The 20,860-nt window shown below is 63.7% G+C and carries 21 protein-coding genes and 1 pseudogene; 19 read left to right on the top strand and 3 right to left on the bottom strand.

Annotated elements, in window-relative coordinates; translation table 11 throughout:
* Window positions 1–116 precede the first annotated feature (116 nt).
* From NKJ23_RS11345 to NKJ23_RS11305, 9 genes are all read left to right on the top strand, one after another.
* Complete coding sequence (locus NKJ23_RS11345; RefSeq protein WP_352680353.1) at window positions 117–1,223, top strand: NAD-dependent epimerase/dehydratase family protein; 1,107 nt, start codon at window positions 117–119, stop codon at window positions 1,221–1,223.
* Window positions 1,220–2,299, top strand: coding sequence for an NAD-dependent epimerase/dehydratase family protein (locus NKJ23_RS11340; protein ID WP_352680352.1), 1,080 nt, complete (start codon window positions 1,220–1,222; stop codon window positions 2,297–2,299). Before NKJ23_RS11345 ends, NKJ23_RS11340 begins: the two co-directional genes overlap by 4 nt.
* On the top strand, window positions 2,296–3,588 hold the full coding sequence (locus NKJ23_RS11335) for a TIGR04295 family B12-binding domain-containing radical SAM protein (protein WP_352680351.1): 1,293 nt from the start codon (window positions 2,296–2,298) through the stop codon (window positions 3,586–3,588). Before NKJ23_RS11340 ends, NKJ23_RS11335 begins: the two co-directional genes overlap by 4 nt.
* Entirely contained in the window at window positions 3,573–4,676 is a 1,104-nt protein-coding gene (locus NKJ23_RS11330; protein ID WP_352680350.1) for a glycosyltransferase family 4 protein, read from the top strand. The genes NKJ23_RS11335 and NKJ23_RS11330 overlap by 16 nt, the downstream gene beginning before the upstream one ends.
* 2 nt (window positions 4,677–4,678) lie before the next feature.
* Window positions 4,679–5,809 (top strand): CgeB family protein, encoded by a 1,131-nt coding sequence (locus NKJ23_RS11325; protein WP_023676128.1) that lies wholly within the window; start codon window positions 4,679–4,681, stop codon window positions 5,807–5,809.
* Window positions 5,806–6,900, top strand: a complete 1,095-nt coding sequence (locus NKJ23_RS11320) for a CgeB family protein (protein WP_023676129.1) — start codon at window positions 5,806–5,808, stop codon at window positions 6,898–6,900. Before NKJ23_RS11325 ends, NKJ23_RS11320 begins: the two co-directional genes overlap by 4 nt.
* Window positions 6,897–8,006 carry a CgeB family protein gene (locus tag NKJ23_RS11315; protein ID WP_352680349.1) on the top strand — a complete coding sequence of 370 codons (1,110 nt, stop codon included), beginning with the start codon at window positions 6,897–6,899 and terminating at the stop codon, window positions 8,004–8,006. Before NKJ23_RS11320 ends, NKJ23_RS11315 begins: the two co-directional genes overlap by 4 nt.
* Window positions 8,007–8,029: 23 nt before the next feature.
* Window positions 8,030–9,076, top strand: a complete 1,047-nt coding sequence (locus NKJ23_RS11310) for a UDP-glucuronic acid decarboxylase family protein (protein ID WP_352680348.1) — start codon at window positions 8,030–8,032, stop codon at window positions 9,074–9,076.
* Between the two features lie 116 nt (window positions 9,077–9,192).
* On the top strand, window positions 9,193–9,390 hold the full coding sequence (locus NKJ23_RS11305; protein ID WP_023676132.1) for a hypothetical protein: 198 nt from the start codon (window positions 9,193–9,195) through the stop codon (window positions 9,388–9,390).
* Here NKJ23_RS11305 and NKJ23_RS11300 read toward each other — a convergent pair.
* Entirely contained in the window at window positions 9,327–11,159 is a 1,833-nt protein-coding gene (locus NKJ23_RS11300) for a hypothetical protein (RefSeq protein WP_352680347.1), read from the bottom strand. The two genes, NKJ23_RS11305 and NKJ23_RS11300, sit on opposite strands and share 64 nt — an antisense overlap.
* Before the next feature lie 152 nt (window positions 11,160–11,311).
* Here NKJ23_RS11300 and NKJ23_RS11295 point away from each other — a divergent pair, with 152 nt between their 5' ends.
* From NKJ23_RS11295 to NKJ23_RS11250, 10 genes and pseudogenes are all read left to right on the top strand, one after another.
* On the top strand, window positions 11,312–12,415 hold the full coding sequence (locus NKJ23_RS11295; protein WP_023676134.1) for an inositol-3-phosphate synthase: 1,104 nt from the start codon (window positions 11,312–11,314) through the stop codon (window positions 12,413–12,415).
* On the top strand, window positions 12,412–13,008 hold the full coding sequence (locus tag NKJ23_RS11290; protein ID WP_352579598.1) for a histidine phosphatase family protein: 597 nt from the start codon (window positions 12,412–12,414) through the stop codon (window positions 13,006–13,008). The genes NKJ23_RS11295 and NKJ23_RS11290 overlap by 4 nt, the downstream gene beginning before the upstream one ends.
* A 14-nt stretch (window positions 13,009–13,022) precedes the next feature.
* Window positions 13,023–14,126 carry a CgeB family protein gene (locus tag NKJ23_RS11285; RefSeq protein ID WP_352680346.1) on the top strand — a complete coding sequence of 368 codons (1,104 nt, stop codon included), beginning with the start codon at window positions 13,023–13,025 and terminating at the stop codon, window positions 14,124–14,126.
* On the top strand, window positions 14,126–14,926 hold the full coding sequence (locus NKJ23_RS11280) for a nucleotidyltransferase family protein (RefSeq protein ID WP_352680345.1): 801 nt from the start codon (window positions 14,126–14,128) through the stop codon (window positions 14,924–14,926). The genes NKJ23_RS11285 and NKJ23_RS11280 overlap by 1 nt, the downstream gene beginning before the upstream one ends.
* Before the next feature lie 2 nt (window positions 14,927–14,928).
* On the top strand, window positions 14,929–15,690 hold the full coding sequence (locus NKJ23_RS11275; RefSeq protein ID WP_352593697.1) for a TIGR04290 family methyltransferase: 762 nt from the start codon (window positions 14,929–14,931) through the stop codon (window positions 15,688–15,690).
* The gene (locus NKJ23_RS11270; RefSeq protein ID WP_352593699.1) at window positions 15,683–16,615 is read left to right on the top strand and encodes a glycoside hydrolase 5 family protein; all 933 of its coding nucleotides are present in this window, start codon (window positions 15,683–15,685) and stop codon (window positions 16,613–16,615) included. The genes NKJ23_RS11275 and NKJ23_RS11270 overlap by 8 nt, the downstream gene beginning before the upstream one ends.
* A gap of 20 nt (window positions 16,616–16,635) precedes the next feature.
* On the top strand, window positions 16,636–17,700 hold the full coding sequence (locus NKJ23_RS11265) for a glycosyltransferase family 4 protein (protein WP_352593701.1): 1,065 nt from the start codon (window positions 16,636–16,638) through the stop codon (window positions 17,698–17,700).
* Between the two features lie 7 nt (window positions 17,701–17,707).
* Window positions 17,708–18,697, top strand: a complete 990-nt coding sequence (locus NKJ23_RS11260; protein ID WP_031211613.1) for a GNAT family N-acetyltransferase — start codon at window positions 17,708–17,710, stop codon at window positions 18,695–18,697.
* A pseudogene (locus tag NKJ23_RS11255) lies at window positions 18,694–19,458 on the top strand (class I SAM-dependent methyltransferase); the annotation flags it as partial. The gene NKJ23_RS11260 and the pseudogene NKJ23_RS11255, both read left to right, overlap by 4 nt.
* A gap of 225 nt (window positions 19,459–19,683) precedes the next feature.
* Entirely contained in the window at window positions 19,684–19,902 is a 219-nt protein-coding gene (locus NKJ23_RS11250; protein ID WP_023676213.1) for a hypothetical protein, read from the top strand.
* A gap of 188 nt (window positions 19,903–20,090) precedes the next feature.
* Here the strand turns inward: NKJ23_RS11250 and NKJ23_RS11245 are convergent, their stop codons facing one another.
* Both NKJ23_RS11245 and NKJ23_RS11240 read right to left on the bottom strand, forming a co-directional pair.
* On the bottom strand, window positions 20,091–20,219 hold the full coding sequence (locus NKJ23_RS11245; RefSeq protein WP_280952093.1) for a hypothetical protein: 129 nt from the start codon (window positions 20,217–20,219) through the stop codon (window positions 20,091–20,093).
* Between the two features lie 48 nt (window positions 20,220–20,267).
* Window positions 20,268–20,831 (bottom strand): sigma-70 family RNA polymerase sigma factor, encoded by a 564-nt coding sequence (locus tag NKJ23_RS11240; protein WP_352488584.1) that lies wholly within the window; start codon window positions 20,829–20,831, stop codon window positions 20,268–20,270.
* Window positions 20,832–20,860 lie beyond the last annotated feature (29 nt).

Raw genomic sequence — 20,860 nt, 5'->3', positions numbered from 1 at the left:
GTTCCCACGCCTGGTTGAACCTACCCCGGCGAGCCTCCTGAACTTTGTTGAAGCAAGGGAACAAACCTTTCGCCCGGAAGTTTGGGGCGGCAAAGCCATTCGTATGAGGAGTTGTCGTGAAACGTATACTGGTCACGGGAGGCTGCGGTTTTATCGGCCGCCACGTCGCCCAGGAACTCGTTGAACATGGCTATGGGGTTTCAATTCTCGATGCGCTGCTGGACCAGGTGCATGGCGGCGAGGCAATCAGCCTGCCGCCAGGCGCCAAGCTGATCAAAGGCGACGTTCGCGATCACGACGCCATCGCAGAGGCGGTCGACGATGTCGACGCGATCATTCACCTGGCGGCTGAAGTGGGCGTCGGCCAGTCCATGTACGAGATCGCCCGCTATGTCGGCGCCAACGACCTCGGCACCGCCACGTTGCTGGAGGCACTGATCAAACGGCCGATCGAACGGATCGTCGTTGCGTCGTCGATGAGCGTCTATGGCGAGGGTCTCTATGCCACGCCGGACGGCCGGCGCATCGACAATGCAAGACGGCAGCCGGACGACATCCGCAGCGGCCAATGGAATCCCCTGTCGCCGGAAGGTGAAGTCCTGTTGCCGCTGCCGACCGACGAGCAGAAACCGGTCGACCTCGCCTCGATCTACGCGCTGACGAAATACGCCCAGGAACGCGCCGTGCTGATCTTCGGCGAAGCCTATGGCGTCGATGCGGTGGCGCTGCGCCTGTTCAATGTCTTCGGTGCCGGACAGGCACTCTCCAACCCGTATACCGGCGTGTTGGCGAACTTCGCCTCGCGCATCGCCAATGGCCAGCGGCCGCTGATTTTCGAAGACGGCGAACAGCAGCGCGACTTCGTTCATGTACGCGATGTCGCCCTCGCCTTCCGGCTGGCGCTGGAACAGCCCCAGGCGCGCGGCCACGTCATCAACATCGGCAGCGGGCGGGCCTACGCGGTCAGCGAGGTCGCCCGGCTGCTCGCCGAAGCGATGGGCGTGCCTGGACGCCAGCCGGAAATCCTCGGCAAGGCACGCTCCGGCGATATCCGCAACTGCTTTGCCGACATCTCCAAGGCGCGCGAACTGCTCGGCTTCCAGCCGCAGCACCGGCTGGAGCATTCGCTCGGCGATTTCGTCGCCTGGGTGCGTAACACGGTCGCCATCGATCGCAGCGCCGAGATGAAGCGGGAACTCGAAGCGCGAGGGCTGGTATCATGAGACCGGATTCACGCAATTTTCGCGAAGCGCCCGTCGCCATTATCGGCGGCAGCGGCTTCATCGGCTCGAACCTCGCCGACAGCCTGTTGTCGGACGGCGAGCCGGTGCTGGTCATCGACAATCTGAGCCGTCCCGGCGTCGAGCAGAACCTAGAATGGCTGACGCAAAAGCACGGCAACCGCCTCGCCGTCGAAATCGCCGATGTCCGTGACGCCGAGGCGCTCGCGCCGTTGGTGGCAGGCTCGAGGGCGGTTTTCCACTTTGCCGCGCAGACCGCCGTCACCACGAGCCTGGTTCGGCCGGACGAGGATTTCGACATCAACCTGCGCGGGACGTTCAACGTCCTGGAAGCCGCTCGCCGCAGCGGCAAGCGCATCCCCGTCGTTTTCGCCAGCACCAACAAGGTCTATGGCCGCCTCGCCGACCTTGCTATGCGCGAAGAAGACGGCAGATACGCGCCTCGCGACGCGGGCGTCCGAGCGCACGGCGTCGACGAGACGCGCGGCCTCGATTTCTGCACGCCCTATGGCTGCTCCAAGGGCGCGGCGGACCAGTATGTCCTCGACTACGCCAAGTCATACGACCTGCCGACGGCGGTGCTGCGCATGAGCTGCATCTATGGACCGCGCCAGTTCGGGACGGAGGATCAGGGTTGGGTCGCCCATTTCCTGCTTAACGCGTTCTCCGACCGGCCGATCACCATCTACGGTGATGGCAAGCAGGTGCGCGACATCCTCCATGTTGCCGACGCGGTCGCGGCTTATCGCGCCGTGCTCGACCGCATCGAGGCGATCAAGGGCCAAGCATTCAATCTCGGCGGCGGACCGGCAAACGCCGTCAGCCTGCGCATGCTGCTGAAGGAGATTCGCGACATAACGAAACGGGACGTTCCGATTCGTTACGACCGCGAACGCACCGGCGACCAACCGTTCTTCGTCGCCGACACGCGCGCGATCGAGGCGGCGCTGGGGTGGAAAGCGCACGTCCCGTGGCAAAACGGCATCCGCGACCTCGCCGACTGGCTGCAGCGTCATCGCCTCGACCCGCATCCCGAACCGGCGAGGTACGTGGCATGAGGGTCGCTCTGGTCAATCCGTCCTGGACGTACCAGGACAGCATCTATTTCGGCTGCCGCCAGCCGCATCTGCCGCTCGAACTCGGCCATTCGAAAGCGCTGCTCGAAGCAGCCCGCCACGAGGTGCTGATGCTGGACGGGCAGATCCAGAAGCTCGACAACGCCGCGCTCGCCGATCGCGTCGCCGCATTCGAGCCTGACATGACCATCGTCAGCACCGCGCCGACCTACCTGTTCTGGCGCTGCGCACCGCCCGAGTTGCGCGTGCCGGCCGATTTCCTCAACCATCTTGCCGGGCGCGGCGGTCGCACCGTCGCCGTCGGGCCGCATGGCTCGGCGACGCCGACGCCGACTTTGCGCAAGCTTGGCGTCGACATCGTCGTGCGCGGCGAATGCGAGGAAGTGGTCGCGGAACTTGCCCGCCGCGACGACTGGAGTGCGGTGCCGTCCACCGCCCACTTCGAGGATGGAGAACTGGTCTCGAACGGCGGCGTGCATGCGAGCTCGTTCATCGATCACCCAGCGCTCGAATGGCCATCAGACTGGATTGCCGCCCATTCGCACCATCATCACCGCTTCGACGACGACCAGGTCGGCTTTGGAGCGGAGGTCGAGGCGTCGCGCGGCTGCCCGTATAATTGCAGTTTCTGCGCCAAGATCGATTTCCGCGATGCCTATCGCCGCCGGAACCACGAAGCAGTGATCGCCGAGATCGACCGGCTGATCGCACAGGGCGTCGGCTACATCTATTTCATCGACGAGATCTTCCTGCCGCAAAAGGCATTGCTGGAGGCGCTGGTCGATCGTGATGTGAAGTTCGGCGTGCAGACCCGTATCGACCTCTGGAAGCCGGAATTGCTGAAGCTGCTCGGTGCCGCCGGCTGCGTCTCGATCGAGGCGGGCCTCGAAAGCCTGACGGTGGAAGGCCGCGCCATGCTGGCAAAACGCTGCCGTTTGGGCACCGAGGAGCTGGCCGCGTTGCTGGTCGACGCAAGGCGCCACGTGCCGTTCGTGCAGGCCAATCTGATCGGCGTGGTCGAGGACGATCCCGCGCTCGTCGATTATTGGCGGAAGCACCTGATCGACAACGGCGTTTGGGCCAACGAACCGGTGCCGCTCTATCCTTATCCGAGTTCGCCGAGCTACCGCGAACTTTGGGGCGAGCCGGACGATCTCGCCTGGGAGCGCGCGCATGAACATTATCTCGCATCCTTCCGAACGTTCAGCGACATCCAGGAGAAGCGGCCGCGTCCGCTGGCCGAATTGGAGGCCACATGTTGCGGACACTGAGCCCGCGGCCGCGGCGTATCCTGATGACTGTCGATGCGGTTGGCGGCGTCTGGCGCTATGCGCTCGATCTGGCCAGGCAACTGGTCGCCGGCGGCGACAGCGTCGTGCTTGCCGGGCTTGGTCCGGAACCGTCCAGGCAGCAGGCCGAGGAGGCCCAGTCATTCGCAACGCTGACATGGCTCAACACGCCGCCCGACTGGATGACCCGCAACGAGCACGACCTCGACACATTGCAGCAGGAGCTGCACCCGCTCATACGTGACTACGCCGTCGAAATCGTCCATCTCAACGCGCCGACGCAGGCCGCGGGGCTCGACGTGCCCTGCCCCGTCGTGGCGGTGTCGCATTCCTGCGTGGTGACATGGTTCCACGCCGTCAAGGGACAGGCGGCGGACGGCGAATGGGCTTGGCAGAAGCACCGCAACCGGCGCGGTCTCGACAAAGCAGGAATGGTCGTTGCGCCCAGCCGCAGCCATGCCGACATGCTCGAAACCTGCTACGGGCCGATCGCGCGCCTGAGCGTCGTCGGCAACGGGGCGCGGCCCGGCGCGAAGAGCGAAAGACGGGAATCGGTCGTTTTCGCCGCCGCGCGCTGGTGGGACGAAGGAAAGAATGCGGCGGTGCTGGACCAGGCCGCCTCCCTGACGCAATGGCCGGTCTTCGTCGCCGGCTCGCAGCAAGGGCCGGACGGCCAGCATGTTGGCTTCAGTGGCGCCGTTCCCCTCGGGCCGGTGCCACATGAGGAAGTGCGCTCGCTGATGGGGCGGGCCGGTATCTTCGTATCGCCGTCGCTCTACGAACCGTTCGGCCTGGCCACGCTGGAAGCCGCAATGTCGGCAACGCCCTTGGTGCTCGCCGATATCGCGACCTACCGGGAACTGTGGGACGGCGCGGCCCTGTTCTACGACGTGCGCGATCCGGGCGATCTCGCCAGCTGCATCAATGGCCTTTGCGATGACGCGCAGCGCCGGCGAGAACTCGGTGAGGCGGCGGCGCGCCGAAGCCGCAGATTTTCACTGGCAAGGCAGGCGACCGCCATGCGCGGCGTCTACGACAAGGCGGCCCTGGCCACCATGGCGGATAATTGATTATGCGATTTTTATTCTACACCCATTCGATCGTTTCCGACTGGAACCACGGCAACGCACATTTCCTGCGCGGCATCATGCGCGAGCTGGTCGCGCGCGGGCACCAGGCGATCGCGCTGGAACCCGCCGACGGCTGGAGCCGGTCGAACCTGGTAGCCGAGAAAGGGTCCTTCGCGATCGAGCGATTCCGGAAGGATTTCCCCGAGTTGATGCCGGTGACCTACGATGCCGCTTTCGACCACGAAGCCTGGATATCCGATGCCGATGTGGTGATCGTGCATGAGTGGACCGAGCCGGACCTTGTTGCGCGGCTGGGCAAGGCGAAAGCAACTGGCGGCCGTTTCACGCTGCTGTTCCACGACACGCACCATCGCGCCATCTCGGCCACGCAAGCGATTTCTGCCTTGCAGCTTGAACATTACGACGGCGTGCTCGCCTTCGGCGAGGCGCTGCGGGAAAGCTATCTTCGCGCCGGATGGGGCAAGCGGGTCTTTACCTGGCACGAGGCAGCCGATGACCATCTGTTCGAGCCCCATCCTGAAATCGAGCGCTGCGCCGACCTGATCTGGATCGGCAATTGGGGCGACGACGAGCGCAGCGCCGAAATCAGGGAATTCCTGGTCGAGCCGGTGCGTGAGCTCGGATTGAGCGGCACTGTCCACGGCGTTCGCTATCCACGGCAAGCGCTCGCCGACCTTGCGGCCGCCGGCCTGCGCTACGAAGGTTGGATCGCCAACGCCGACGTGCCGAAGGCGTTTGCAGCAAACCGCATCACAGTGCACATCCCCAGGCGTCCATACCGCGAAAGCCTGCCCGGCATCCCGACCATCCGCATGTTCGAGGCGCTCGCCTGCGGCATCCCGCTCGTTTCGGCGCCGTGGTCCGATGTCGAACGCCTGTTCAGGCCCGGCGTAGATTTTCTGTTTGCAAACAACGGTTCCGAGATGCGGCGTCATCTTCGCGCCGTGCTGCACGACGCGGATCTCGCCGCTTCTCTGGCGACATCGGGCCTCGAGACCATCCGCTTGCGGCACACATGCCGGCACCGGGCGGATCAATTGTTCGGCGTGCTCGCCGAATGCGGGCGCCGCCAAGCCGCCGACACGATTCTTGCAACGGAGGCCGCCGAATGAAGATTGCATTTTACGGGTCAAGCCTGCTGTCGTCCTACTGGAACGGCGCGGCCACCTATTACCGCGGGCTGCTCAAGGCTCTGGCCAGGCTCGGCTATGACATCACCTTCTATGAGCCCGATGTCTACGATCGCCAGAAGAACCGCGACATCGAGGCGCCGGACTGGTGTGCCGTCGTCGTCTATGAGGCGACCCCACAGGCGCTGATGCAGGTGGCGGCGCGGGCGGCGGAGGCAGATATCGTCGTCAAGGCGAGCGGCGTCGGTTTCGCCGACGACGCGCTGTTGCGGGCGGTGCTCGATCACGCCCGTGCCGGTGCGCTCACCGTATTCTGGGATGTCGATGCGCCGGCGACGCTTGGCCAGTTGCGCGACGAGCCCGACCATCCGCTGCATCGCGCGCTGCAGGAAATCGACCTCGTGCTGACCTATGGCGGCGGCGACCCGGTGGTCTGGGCCTATCGGGCAATGGGGGCGGCCGAATGCGTGCCGATCTACAATGCGCTCGATCCGGAAACGCATCATCCGGTCGGCAAGGACATGCGCTTTGCCTGCGATCTCGCCTTTCTCGGCAACCGGCTGCCGGACCGCGAGGCGCGCGTCGAAGCCTTCTTCCTCGACCCGGCCGGCCGCTCCGCCGATCAGCGCTTCCTGCTCGGCGGATCGGGCTGGGGCGACAAGCAGATGCCCGCCAATGTCCGATGGCTCGGCCATGTCGGCACGCGCGACCACAATGCATTGAACGTCACGGCCAAGGCGGTGCTGAACATCAGCCGCGACAGCATGGCGGCCAATGGCTTTTCACCTGCGACGCGCGTTTTTGAGGCGGCGGGCGCCGGCGCATGCCTCATCACCGACGCCTGGCTCGGCGTGGACCTGTTCCTGAAACCCGGCGAGGAAATCCTGGTCGCGCGCGATGGCGAGGACGTCGCCGAGATCATGCAAAGCCTTAGTGCCGAACGGGCTAAGGCGATCGGGACATCGGCGCTTCGGCGCGTGCTTGGCGAACATACCTACACGACACGTGCCGTTTTAGCCGACGCCATCTTCAGGCGCCATTTCGAGCGTCCGACCGTGGAGGCGGCCGAATGACAAAGCCGCTCGACATCGTCTTTCTTGGCCTGTCGCTCTCCTCATCCTGGGGAAACGGCCACGCCACCACCTTTCGGGGGCTGCTTAAAGGTCTCCACGAACTCGGCCACCGCGTCACTTTTCTCGAACGCGACGTGCCGTGGTACGCAAGTCACCGGGATCTGCGCGATCCCGATTTCTGCGCCTTGCGCTACTATGAAACGATCGATGATCTTCGCCGCAATTTTGCGCGCTGTCTGCGCGATGCCGATATCGTGGTCGTCGGCTCCTTCGTTCCCGAAGCCCCTGAAATCATCGACGTCGTGGCATCGCTGTGCACGGGTCAGTTCTGCTTCTACGACATCGACACGCCGATCACGCTGGCAAAGCTTTCGACCGATGATTGCGAGTACATTGCCAGGCGGCAGGTCCCGTATTTCGACGTCTACTTCTCCTTCACCGGCGGGCCGACGCTTGCCCGTCTGACAGCGGAATTCGGCGCGAGGCGGGCCGAGCCACTCTACTGCTCCGTCGACCCGGAACGGCATCACGGAACCGGTGATCCAATCCGCTGGGATCTCGGCTATCTCGGCACCTACAGCCCCGATCGCCAGGCGACGCTGGAGGCCCTGCTGTTCGAACCGGCGCGTCGCATGCCGGAGCGCCGCTTCGTCGTGGCAGGCTCGCAATATCCGCGCGAAATCGCCTGGCCGGACAATGTGGATCGCATCGAACACCTGCCGCCGGCAGATCACGCCGCCTTTTACAGCCGCCAACGCTACACGTTGAACGTCACGCGCAGTTCCATGATCGCGGCCGGATGGTCGCCCAGCGTACGCCTCTTCGAGGCAGCCGCCTGCGGCACGGCGATCATCAGCGATAGCTGGGCCGGACTGGACAGCCTGTTTCCAGAGCGGACGATCCACACGGCGCGCAGGACCGAGGACGTAATCGGTATCCTGTCTGGGGAATCCGACGGCGCCCGGCTTGCCATGGCCAGGCAGGCGCGCGTGCTCATCCTCGCAGCTCACACAAGCATCGCAAGAGCCCGCGAATTCGTTTCGCTGCTGGCGCAGACCAAATCGCCACGTTCTGTTCTCGATCTGGACGTCGAGAGCGCAGCATGACCCGCAGACGGGAGAAGATAGAGATGCAGCTATCAAGAAAGGCGCAACGGACCAAGACCGTGCTTGTCGCCGGCGGCGCAGGTTTCCTCGGTTCGCATCTTTGCGAGACAATGCTCCAGGCCGGCTGGCGCGTGATCTGCGTCGACAATTTCCTTACCGGCCGCATGGAGAACATAGCATCGATCGCCGATCGTCCGGATTTTCGGCTGATCAAGCAAGACATTTGCCGACCGTTGGAGCTTGGCGAACCGGTTGACCGCATCTTCAACATGGCGTGCGCGGCCTCGCCACCACGCTATCAGGCCGACCCGGTCCACACGACACGGACTTGCGTCATCGGGACGCTCAATCTGCTGGAGCTCGCCGCCCGTAATGGCGCCCGCTTCCTGCAGGCGTCCACCAGCGAAATTTATGGCGATCCCGAACAGCATCCGCAGAAGGAAGACTATGTCGGCCACGTGAACTGCATCGGGCCCCGCGCCTGCTATGACGAAGGCAAGCGCACCGCCGAAACCTTATGCTTCGATTATTTGAGAATGGGAAAAGCCGATATCCGTGTCGCGCGCATCTTCAACACCTATGGTCCCAGGATGGACCCTGCGGACGGACGGATCGTTTCCAATCTGATCATGCAGGCACTCGAGAGACGGCCGCTGACGATATTCGGCGACGGGCTGCAGACCAGGTCGTTCTGCTACGTTTCCGATCTGGTCGACGGCTTGATCCGGTTGATGGAGGTCGATCCCAACCCGCGCCAGCCCGTCAATCTGGGCAATCCGGGGGAGTTCACCATCCTGCAATTGGCGGGCCTGGTGAGAGGCATGACCGCCACCAAGTCGGACTTGAAATTCCTGCCGCTGCCGCAAGACGATCCTCGCCGTCGGCAACCCGACATTTCCCGCGCAAGGAAGCTTCTCGGCTGGTCGCCCAAAGTGCCGCTCAGGCAAGGTTTGATGCGCACAATCGGCTATTTTGCCGAGCTTGAGACGGCGCAGATGGTCGACAGAAGACGTCGAATTGCCGCCACCGTGCGTTCTGCATCAGGCCGGCTGCAAAACCTGCCGGCCTGAAGGCAATATTTGCCACGTTCCCTTCGGAGATCACGGTCGTTTCGGGCCGGTCGTCGGTCACTTTTTCTCGTCGCGGGAACAACCCGTCCAGCTTTTGGTTCTGCCAAGGTACCGGCATGGAGACGATTGTGCATCCGAAGCGATCCGCCAAAGACATCGAACAAATGGCCGCAAAGGAGACGGCTGCCTTCCTGCGGCGCGCCTCCATCACCTATCTGGAATGTTGTGTGAGCCTGATGATGACGCACCTTCAGCGCGAGGAGGTAGCGGCCATCCTCGAAAAGGAAGCGGATATGCTGCGCCGGCTGGACTGATCCCGCTCGAGCGGCGGCAGGTCGCCTTGGCTTTCCAGGAAACGAATCAGCGCGGCAGCGTAACGTCTTGCCGCGGCCGCCAGCCGGATCTGTTCCCGATCATCGCCCGATCGCTCAGCCATGCTCCACAAGCCAAGCTGGAAGGCGAGATAGCAGGGCTCGTAGTAGTGGACCAGATTGGCATCGACGGGACGAGACGTAGTCGCCTCGACAGCTTTGCACAGTGCCGCAGTCGCTGCGTCGGCGAGGCTGTACTCGACACGGGCGCCGGCAATGTCCCAGGCGATGTCCTGGCAGCCGACCAGATCGTGCGACCGACAATGGTCGAGTGCGTCCGTCTTGATCAGCGTTCCGCCGCGCGAAAGGATGAACTCCCACGGATGAAGCCGCCCGTCGATTTCGACCCGCTGCATGGTCTTTGGTGGAGCCTGTTTCGAGAACCAGTTCCGCAGCTCCGCCGCGCGGCTTTCGCCCAAAGCCTCGCTTGTATTCTGCACGGCCATGTCGGCAAGCGCCTCCAGCGAGGCGCCCGGTTCGGAGGCGGGCAGATTGGCTGCGCGCCAGGACAGATAGCGCGCGAGATGAGCGACCATTTTTTCTTTCGAATGCCTTGCCCGCTCCAGCGTTGTACCGTCGATCCAGCGTTCAACGAGAAAGCCATGGCACAGCCCGGCGATGTCCGGGCCAAAGCCTGCGTCATTCAGGCTCCTGGCAGTCTCGGCCTTGTGCATTCCGATTTCACCGAGGCCGACGAATTTGACCGACCATTTTTCCCGGCCCGCAGAAGCAAGAAACTTTCGCCGCTCGAAGCTGCGGTGGACGGGTGGCCAACGATCCAGCGAGCCATAGTGCAAGCGACGCCACTCTCCGGCGGATGTTTCGGTCAGGCTGGCCGCTGTGCGGCCGATCGTCCTGGCCACCCAATCCCGCAACGTCGGGACAGCGGATCCAGCGGGGAAAGTCCGTTCGAAATCCACGCTGTGTTTTTGGCAAACCGTCCATGCCTCTCGACTGTCCGCCGATGCCTCGGGGCCCGGCCCACCCGAATGGCTGGGGAACAGATGGATGCGCCCGGCATCGATATCCAGCGCTTGCAGCCATGCGACGACTGCGTGAAACGAGCTGCCGGACAGGCCCGGGCCCTCATCGACGACAGCGAAATGGGCCGATGGCCTTGTCCTCCAGCCGCCGATCAGTTCCGGATCGGCGGCAAGCCGCCTGCGAAACGGATGGCCGGTTGGACGGACGCTGACGGGTGCCGGCGCGCCGATGGCTGCCGCCACCATCGCTGCCAGCCCCAGGCCGATGCTGCGGATGCCGATTAAGCATGTGTTCGCATCGAGACCCGACTGCCGTGCGGCGACGAAATAGCTCTCCGGATAGAGCGCGTAATGGGCGTAGCCCTCGGCCGTGCCGATGAGGATTTCGCCATCGCAATCGAGTTCGGCCAGCATTCGCGGCACGTCGGCATCGACCGGGCCGTCGATGGCGAATCCGGCCGCCCACGATCTGCCCACGTCCCGGGCCAAGCCGACCAGGAGATTTGCGCCCGCGATCCGCTGTCGGGAATTCCTGTCCATGCCGTTGGCCTCGAATTCAGCATCGGCAAGGCCCTGGACCAATTCCGAGATATTGATGAACAGGCCGACCAGGGCTGCGTGCCGTCCGATCCCGCTTGGCATATCCGCAATGTGCCCGGCTGCTTCGCAGGCCGAGCCGCGAACATATCGCGCGCTCTCAATTCGCTTGTGGTCGCCATAGACGATCATTGTCCCTTCCCGGTTGGCCTCACTGCACAACTCGGCGAGCGCTACTTTGATCCACCATCGGTTGCACGATTTTTGCAGCCGGCAAGGAACAATCAGCGAGGCAGACGGTTTGGCACGAAGAACTTACCTTCAACAGCATAGGCAGCGGTTTCGTGGGATCGAAGAAAGTTCGGATCGGAATAGTCGGCGTCGGCAACTGCGCCTCCTCCCTTGTTCAGGGCATCACCTATTACCGCGACGCAAGGAGCAATGAGCCCATACCCGGGCTGATGCATGCCGATCTTGGCGGCTATCATGTCAAGGACATCGAAGTGGTCTGCGCTTTCGACGTCGCCAAGGGCAAGGTCGGACGCGATGTGGCAGACGCGATCTACAGCGCGCCGAACAATACTTTCCGCTTTGCCGATGTGGCGGCTACCGGCGTTCGCGTCGAACGCGGGCCGACACTGGACGGCATCGGCAAATATCTGCGCGACGAGATCCAGGAGGCCGACGAACCCGTCGCCAACATCAGCAAGATCCTCGCCGAAAGCGGCGCCGAAATCCTGGTGTCCTATCTGCCTGTCGGTTCGGAGGAGGCAACGCGCTTTTATGCCGAGTGCGCGCTCGAGGCGGGCTGTGCCTTCGTCAACTGCATACCCGTCTTCATCGCCTCGCGGCCGGAGTGGCGCCGGCGCTTCGAGCAGCACGGCTTGCCGCTGATCGGCGACGACATCAAGAGCCAGGTCGGTGCGACGATCGTCCACCGGCTGCTCGCCAACCTGTTCCGCGAGCGCGGCGTGCGCATCGATCGCACCTACCAGCTCAATTTCGGCGGCAACACCGACTTCCTCAACATGCTGGAGCGCGAGCGGCTGGAATCGAAGAAGATCTCAAAGACGCAATCCGTCACCAGCCAGATCGACGTTCCCTTGGAGCCCGGCAACATTCATGTCGGGCCAAGCGACCACGTTCCATGGCTGACCGACCGAAAGTGGGCCTATATCCGGGTAGAAGGCACGACCTTCGGCGGCGTGCCGCTGAATGCCGAGCTCAAGCTGGAAGTGTGGGATTCGCCCAACTCGGCCGGCGTCGTCATCGATGCGGTGCGTTGCGCCAAGCTGGCGCTCGATCGCGGCATCGCGGGCGCGCTGACCGGTCCCTGCAGCTATTTCATGAAATCGCCGCCCGAGCAGTTCACCGACGCGGAAGCCCGCCAGCGCACGCTCTCTTTCATCGCGGGCAAGGACGAGCCGATGCTCGATGCCGCGGAATGACGACGACGTTCTTTCTGGTGCGCCACGCCGCGCACGACAATGTCGGCTGTTATCTTGCCGGACGGATGGCCGGCGTTTGCCTCGGCGAAGCCGGCAAGGCACAGGCCTCGCATCTGGCAGACCGCATGGCACGCGAGGCGATAGCGGCAATCTTCTGCAGCCCGCGCGAACGCACGCAGGAGACTGCCAATCCGATCGCGCTCGCCTGCAATGCCGGTGATATCGTGATCCGCGAGGAACTCGATGAGATCGACTTCGGCACCTGGTCGGGAAAGACCTTCGAAGAGCTGAACCAGGATGCCGACTGGCGGGTGTGGAACGACCAGCGTCAGCAGGCGAGAACACCGAGCGGCGAGACCATGCTGGACGTGCAGCAACGCGTCGTCTCATTGATCGAGCAGGTCCGCGGCACCTACCAGAACCAGGGCGTCGCACTGGTCAGCCATGCCGACGTCATCAAGGCCGCCGTGTGCAAGGTGCTCGGCCTGTCGCTGGGAAACTGCTTTCGCTTCGATATCGACCCAGCGTCGATCACCACGGTTGTTTGGGGGGACTGGGGGTCGAACCTGATCAGACTCAACGAAGCTGCCTGACGAGGAATTGCCGGATGCGCATGGTCATTTTCGGTCTTACCGTGACATCGTCGTGGGGCAATGGGCACGCCACGCTGTGGCGCGGATTGATCCGGGCGATGGCCGGGCTGGGCTGGTCTATCACCTTCTTCGAACGCAACACTCCCTATTATGCCGGGACGCGCGACCTCGACCAGTTGGATGGCGGCAACCTCGTCCTTTATCAGGATTGGGAGGACATCCAGCGCGTTGCCGAGCAGGCGATGAATGAGGCCGATGTGGTCATCGTCACCTCCTATTGCCCCGATGCCGTGAGCGCGTCGCGCCTTGCCCACCAGGCCTGCCGCGGGCTGAAGGTGTTCTACGATCTGGATACGCCGGTGACGCTGGCGCGGATCGAACAAGGTGAGCCTCCGGCCTATTTCGGGCCGGAAGGGCTTCGCGATTTCGATCTCGTGCTGAGCTACACGGGAGGAACCGCGATCGACGCATTGAGGTCGATGCTGGGTGCGCGCCGCGTCATGCCGCTCTACGGCCATGTCGATCCAGAGCGACACCGGCCCGCCCCGCCCAGGCCGGAGTTTGCCGGCGACCTTTCCTATCTCGGGACCTATGCGGCAGACCGCCAGGCCGGGGTCGAGAGGCTGCTGGTCAGTCCGGCTGCACGCCTGCCGGAGCGCCGCTTCATCATTGGCGGCGCACAATATCCGCAGGAATTCCCGTGGAGCGACAATATTTTCTTCGTCCGGCATCTGCCGCCGGCCGACCACCCCGCCTTCTTTTCATCATCACGGCTGACCCTGAACGTGACCCGCGAGGCGATGGCCGAAAGGGGCTGGTGTCCTTCCGGCCGGCTGTTCGAAGCCGCCGCTTGCGGTGCCGCGATGGTGAGCGACACATGGCCGGGACTGGAGGCCTTTTTCCGGCCCGGCGAAGAGATCGTCGTGGCGAACAGCACCGACGACGTGGTCGCCGCGCTCGACCTGTCCGACGCCGAGCTTGGCGCTATCCGCCGCCGAGCGCGCGAGCGGGTGCTGGACGAACACACCTCGGCGCGGCGCGCGAAGGAATTCGACCGCATCCTGTCCGATGCACTGCACGGCTCCACGCATGGCGAGCAGTTGAAGGAGGCAGTTTGATGTTGGGCATCGTGCCCGCAGCCGGACGGGGAAGCCGCATCCAGCCGCTCGGCTTTTCGAAGGAGCTTCTGCCGGTCGGCAGCCGCATCGACGGCAACACCGAGCGGCCTTGCGCGGTCAGCGAATACCTGGTGCGCCGCATGGTGCGCGCGGGGGCCGACAAGATCTGCTTCGTCATCGCCTCGGGTAAGTCGGATATCCTCGAATATTATTCTGCCGGCTATGCCGATGCGACTGCGCTGTTTGTGGTGCAGCCCTCTCCGGTCGGCCTTTGCGACGCCATCTTCCGTGCCGCGCCGCTCGTCACAGCCGATGAGACCGTTCTGGTCGGGTTGCCCGATACGATCTGGTTTCCCGAAGACGGCTTCCTGGCCCTCCCGGACGACGGCCTGTCCTTCCTGCTGTTTCCGGTGGACCAGCCGGAGTTCTTCGATGCCGTCGTTGTCGACCAGGAGGACCGGGTGAAGCAAATCCAGGTCAAGCAGCAGAATGCCCAATCGAACTGGATCTGGGGTGCGTTCAAGATGCCCGGCCGCACCCTTCACCAGCTCGCCGCGCTGTGGCGGGAACGGGACCGGTGCGACGAATATATCGGCACGCTGGTCAATGCCTATCTCGCCGCCGGAGGCGATGCCTATGGCATCAAGGCTGGCACCGCCTATGTCGACGTCGGCACCTTCAACGGCTACCGCACCGCACTTCGCCTGCTTGAAAGCGCCGCCGGTACCAAGGACGACCAAGTCGCCATTACGCTGCCCGGCCACCAGCACGTCCCTGTCCTCGCAGGCGAAGGAGGCTAGCCATGCTGCATTCCGATGCCGAAATCCGCCGCCGTATCGATGCGCTCGGCCCATGGTTCCACAATATGGAACTGGCCGGCATCGAAACCGCTCCCGACCATTTCCTCGGCAACTATCCGCTGATCAAATGGCGCAAATTCGCCGACGCGATTCCCACCGATCTTTCCGGCAAGGCGGTGCTCGACATAGGCTGCAATGCGGGTTTCTATTCGATCGAGATGAAACGCCGCGGCGCCGGTCGCGTGCTTGGCATCGATTTCGATGAGGCTTACCTGGCGCAGGCGCGCTTTGCCGCGGAGGTAGCAGACTGCGACATCGAATTCCGGCAGCTCTCGGTCTACGACGTCGGCGCCCTGCATGAGCGGTTCGACATCGTGCTGTTCATGGGCGTGCTCTACCATTTGCGCCATCCCTTGCTCGCACTCGATCTGATCCGGGAGCACGTCGCCCGGGACCTGATGATCTTCCAGTCGATGCAGCGCGGCAGCACCAACGTGCCGGCGCTCGAGCAGAATTATCATTTCTGGACCCACGACCTGTTCGACCGGCCGGAGTTCCCAAAGCTGCATTTCATCGAGCATCGCTATGCCGACGACCCGACCAACTGGTGGATTCCCAATCGCGCTTGCACCGAAGCCATGCTGCGCAGCGCCGGCTTCGAGATCGTCCTGCAACCGGAGCAGGAGGTCTATTTCTGCCGCACCGCCGACGTGCCGGCCGGTGGCGGCGTCGTCTACCCGTCGAAAGGACAAATAAATGATTGAAGCCGCGATGATCTGGAACGAGCCCAACAACAAATCCCACTGGGATCCCGAGCTCGACCCCGACTGGAGCCGCTTCGCCAACATGGCAATCCTGGCCGCCGACGCGATCGCGTCGGAGAATCCGGCCTTGACCAAGGTCCTTGGCGGCATCTCGCCGATCGATGCCGGTTTCATGACACGGATGAAGGAGTTCGACGTGCTCGATCATGTCGATGCTGTCGCCGTGCACGGTTTCCCGCTCGACTGGAACCTCTGGCAGATCCACGAATGGCCGCAGAAGATCGGGGAGATTTCGGCTGTCACCGATCTTCCGGTATGGGTCAGCGAGGTCGGCGTGTCGACCTTCGGCGCCGAGGAGGTACAGGTCTGGGGCCTGCGCCGGACCGCGGAATTGCTGATCGGCAACGCACCGCGCATCCAATGGTACAGCCTCTACGACCTGCCGCGCGAGTGGGAAGCGACGACGCGCCATCGCGAGGCGGAAGGCTCGTCTTACTACCGCCATTTCTACATGGGCCTGCTCCGCCAGGACGGCACGCCAAAGCCCGCGCTCGAGGAGTTCCTGCACCACACGCCGGCAATGGGACTGGTGCAGTGGTTCCATTTCGAAGATCACCGGCTGGACGACGCCGTTGCCTGGATGAAACGCCTCGGCGTCACCAATCTGCGCACCGGGCTTTCCTGGGCCGACAGTTTCAGGCCCAACGCACTTGACTGGTTCGACAGGCAGATGGAGGCGTTGGCCGACTTCGACGTGACGGTCACCTTCTGCTTCACGCCGGAACACCGCGGAATGATGCCGCACCACAGCAGTCCGCCGCTGGTGCCGGAGGAATTCGCCGACTTCTGCGCGGCAATGACGCGCCGATATGCCGGCAGCATCGCTGCCCCTTCGGTCGGCAGGCTGCGCGCCTCCGCAGCGTGAGGAGCTTCGGCTCTCCAGCCATGACGCTCACCGTCCTCAACGTCGCCTATCCCCTCGCCCCGGTCGGGCCGGATGCGGTCGGTGGTGCCGAGCAGGTGCTGTCGATGCTCGACCAGGCGCTCGTACAGGCCGGACACCGCTCGATCGTGATCGGCTGCCAGGGCTCGAGCGCTGCGGGTGTCCTCATCGAGACGCCGGCCGAACCGGGCGTGCTCGATGAAGCGGCGAAGCGCCGGGCACAGCGTGCTCATCGCGCCGCAATTGCTACCGCACGCGCTCGCTGGCCAATCGACGTGGTCCATTTGCACGGTATCGATTTCGATGCCTATCTGCCGGGCGACGGGCCGACATTGGTGACCCTGCATTTGCCGCTCGACTGGTATCCGGCCGACGCTCTCAATCCGGCGCGGGAGGATCTGTGGCTGCATGCGGTATCGGCGGCTCAGCAAAGAACCGCGCCGCCGGGAGCCAGGCTGATCGGGCCGATTCCCAACGGAGTGGACGTCGACGCGCTGAGCGAACCGCAGGCCAAACACGACTTTGCGCTCGTGCTCAGCCGCGTCTGCCCGGAAAAGGGCATCCATCTGGCGCTGGACGCAGCCAAGAAGGCCAGAGTGCCGCTGGTCATCGGTGGCAAGGTCTATCCCTACGAAACGCACACAGCGTATTTTCGCGACGAGGTCGAACCCCGGCTGGACGACCGGCGCCGCTTCCTTGGTCCGCTCGGCTTTGTCGCCAAGCGGCGCCTGCTGAACACGGCCCGCTGCCTAGTCATCCCGAGCCTTGCCGCGGAAACCAGTTCGCTCGTCGCCATGGAGGCGCTCGCCTGCGGCACCCCCGTGGTGGCCTTCCCGAATGGCGCACTGCCGGATGTGATCGAGCACGGCAAGACCGGGTATCTGGTCGGGGATGTCGACGAGATGGCCGAAGCCATCGCTGCCGCACCCAGCCTGGACCCCGAGACCTGCCGAGCCGAGGCGCGGCGGCGCTTTTCACTCGACCGCATGGTTTCCTCCTACATGGACGCCTATCGGGCGCTGGCACGGCTCGGCACAGACAGCGGGCAGCTCGCGACGGCAAAGTGAGCGCGACATGCTCCGCAGTGAGATCATCGACGATCCGGCGGACCTCGAAGCCCTCGAGCCGCACTGGTGGGAACTCTGGTCGCGCAGTCCCTCGGCGACGCCGTTCCAGTCTCCCGCATGGTTGCTGCCATGGTGGCGGACATTTGCTCCCGGCGAGCTAGCGACGGTCGCCATCTGGCGTGGCGACGATCTGGTCGGCCTGGCGCCACTCTATCTGGAACGCCACGACGCCGGCGCGCGATTGCTTCCGCTCGGCATTTCGTTGAGCGACTATCTGGATGTCCTTTGTCTTCCCGAGATCGCCGAACCGGTCGGCGCAGTCATCGGTGGCGCCGTTCTTTCCGTCGGCTGGTCACAGTGGATCTTGCAGGACCTGCCTCCCGGCGGCGCCGGCCTTGCCATCAGGCATGCCGCGCTCGAATCATGCCAAGCCGTCGGTCACGCCGCTTGCCCGGTGCTCGCCCTCGCCGGCGACCAGACGCTTCAAGGCTGTGTTCCGGCGCGGCGGAGGCGCCAATTGCGCCGCGCCCACAGGGCCGCGTCGAGACGCGGCAGTGTCTCCATCGAACCCGCTTTGTCCGATCCGCAGACATTCCTCGACCACCTGATCCGCCTTCACCGCGCGCGCTGGGCCGGACACGGCGACGGCGTTCTGTCCGATTCCCGCGTGGAAGCATTCCACCGTCAGGCGCTGCCGCAGCTGGTCGCACAGGTGCTTGCCCGATGCTGGCTTATCACGATCGGTAACGCGATCGTGGGCGCCTATTACGGGTTCCATCATCGTGGCCGCGCTTGCGCTTATCTCGGTGGCTTCGATCCGGCCTATGCCGAGGAAAGTCCCGGCGCGCTGCTCATCGGCCAAGCGATAAGGCAGGCGATCTGCGAAGGCGCGGAAGAGTTCGATTTTCTGCGCGGACAAGAGGCCTACAAGTACAGCTGGGGCGCCGTAGACCGGTGGACGATGCGCAAGATCTGGACGCGGAGCAAAGGGCGATGAGCGCGACCCAGCCGGAATCTCGGCGGTCGACATCAGCAAGGCGGGTGCTGGAGGAGTGCATGGCAGACGGTGCCGGCGTCGAAGCCGTCATCGCAAGGCTGGCTCTCCGTTTCGAGACAGGAATCGATGCTGCAGAATTGGCGAAGATTGCGCAAAACACGCACTCGGCTGACCCGCGAAACACGGCAAAACTGCAACGGATTGCGGACCTGCTTCGGCGCAGGCCCGAGATCTTCGCCACGCTGCGCAAAACAGGTGGTGCCGTTCGGCACGAGCGTGGCGAGGACGAGACCGACGATGCGGTCGTCAAGCGGCTGGCGGCCGGGTTTGACGCGGCGGCGGCGATCTCCCCGGCGGCAAGCGTCCAGCTGTCATCGCTGGGCAATGAGGAAAAGCTCTCTGCCGCTACGGCTGAGATCGTTGCATGGCTGGAGAGGCGAGGCTTTACCGGCACTGACCGCGACATACTGGATATCGGCTGTGGTATAGGTCGGTTCGAACAGGCGCTCTCCGCTCTGTCGCACCGGATCGTCGGCAGCGATATATCCCCAGCGATGATCTCGATCGCCCGCCGGCGATGCGCCGGGCTCGGCAATGTAGAATTCCGCCCTACGCGCGGTTTCGATCTTGCCGATTTTTGCGATGCCAGCTTCGACCGCGTGCTGGCCGTCGACAGCTTTCCCTATCTAGTGCTGGCCGGCCTTGCGGAGCGACATTTCGTGGAAATCGCGCGCGTGCTGAAGAGGCCGGGCATGGCCGCGCTTTTGAATTATTCATATCGCGGATCGCCGGCGCTGGATCGCGCCGATGTCCATAACTTCGCCAACGCAAATGGCATGCAAGTCCTCGTCGACGGCGAAAAGCCGTTCCGGCACTGGGACGGCGATGCCTTCCTGCTTACGATTTCCGGCGGAACATTGCGGCCCAACGCTGGTTCGGATGCCGAACGGGAAAAGCCGCTATTCGACGGTATGAAGGAGGACAAGATGGCGTCCGGAAGCAAGAAGCACATCGGTCGCGGCAGTCACGGCAAAGGCGCTGGCGCTGGCGCGATGACCGATCTTCCCAAGGACAAGATCGGAGAGAACGCCGTTCTGTCCAACAGAGACAAGAAGCAGCACACCAAGGAGCGTGGGCTCGACGGCAATCGGGTCAAGTCCGAGCAGTACCAGGATCATTCAGCGGATCGGCGGCCTGAAGACTGATCGTTGCGGCGGCATATGGCTTGCAGCCGGCGAGCAATTGAAACGCAGCGAGAGCCCAACCGCTGACGAAGCTGTGCAAGGACCGAAGCCGGTCGCATGGATGGCCTGCAAATTCTTGCAAACTCGCACTGTTGCCAGCAGAGTGAGGTGAAGGGACCAACATTTGCCAAGAGAACGCGATGTCTCGCTCAAGGGAAGATTCCGTCAGCACGCGTGCCGATCTGACGATAGACCGGGAAATCGCTTCCTTGCTTGCGGCCATCGAACAGGAAAGGGTTCCTGACCGGCTGACCAAACTTGCGATCGAGTTGCAGCATGCGCTTGTCGAAAGGCGCTTGCGAGACCAGCAACTAACGTGACGTGTATTAGCGGCGCCTCTCGGCTTCGAAGTCCAGTTGTCCTTCGGACAGATAGCTGCGCCTTTCCATCAGGGTTTGCGAGGAGCTTTCGCCAAGGTATTCCAGCACGCCGGCGCGTGCCCTGTTGAGCCGGCTCTTCACGGTTCCCACCGCGCAACCGCATATTTCGGCCGTTTCCTCATAGCTGACGCCCAGAACGCCTATCAACATCAGAACCTCGCGCTGGTGCTCAGGAAGGCTCTGGATGGCCTGGTGGACCTCCTTGCCCTGCACGGACCATTCCTGCGTCGCTTCCGAGATCGGCCGCAGCGAAGCGCAGTCGAGCAGGCCGGGCGCTTCCCTCACCGCGGCCCTGACACGCGTGTAGTAGGTGTTGCGCATGATCGTGAAGAGCCATGACTTCATGCGCGTTCCAGCTTCGAACTTGTCAATGTTAGCCAAGCCCTTGGTCAGCGTCTCCTGGACCAGGTCGTCGGCATCATCGGGGGTGCGGCAGAAGGTGCGGGCGAAAGCCCTCAAAGCGGGTATGAGGTCGACGATGGAAACTTCTTCGGTTTCGCGAGTCGCCAAGGCGTAGGCTGTAGGTGGCAATGGTCCAG

Origin of the sequence: Mesorhizobium sp. M0184, from assembly GCF_040322215.1 — a bacterium.
Classification (GTDB): Bacteria; Pseudomonadota; Alphaproteobacteria; order Rhizobiales; family Rhizobiaceae; genus Mesorhizobium.
Note: the sequence above shows the minus strand (reverse complement) of the source record. Positions and strands in the feature narration are given on the sequence as shown.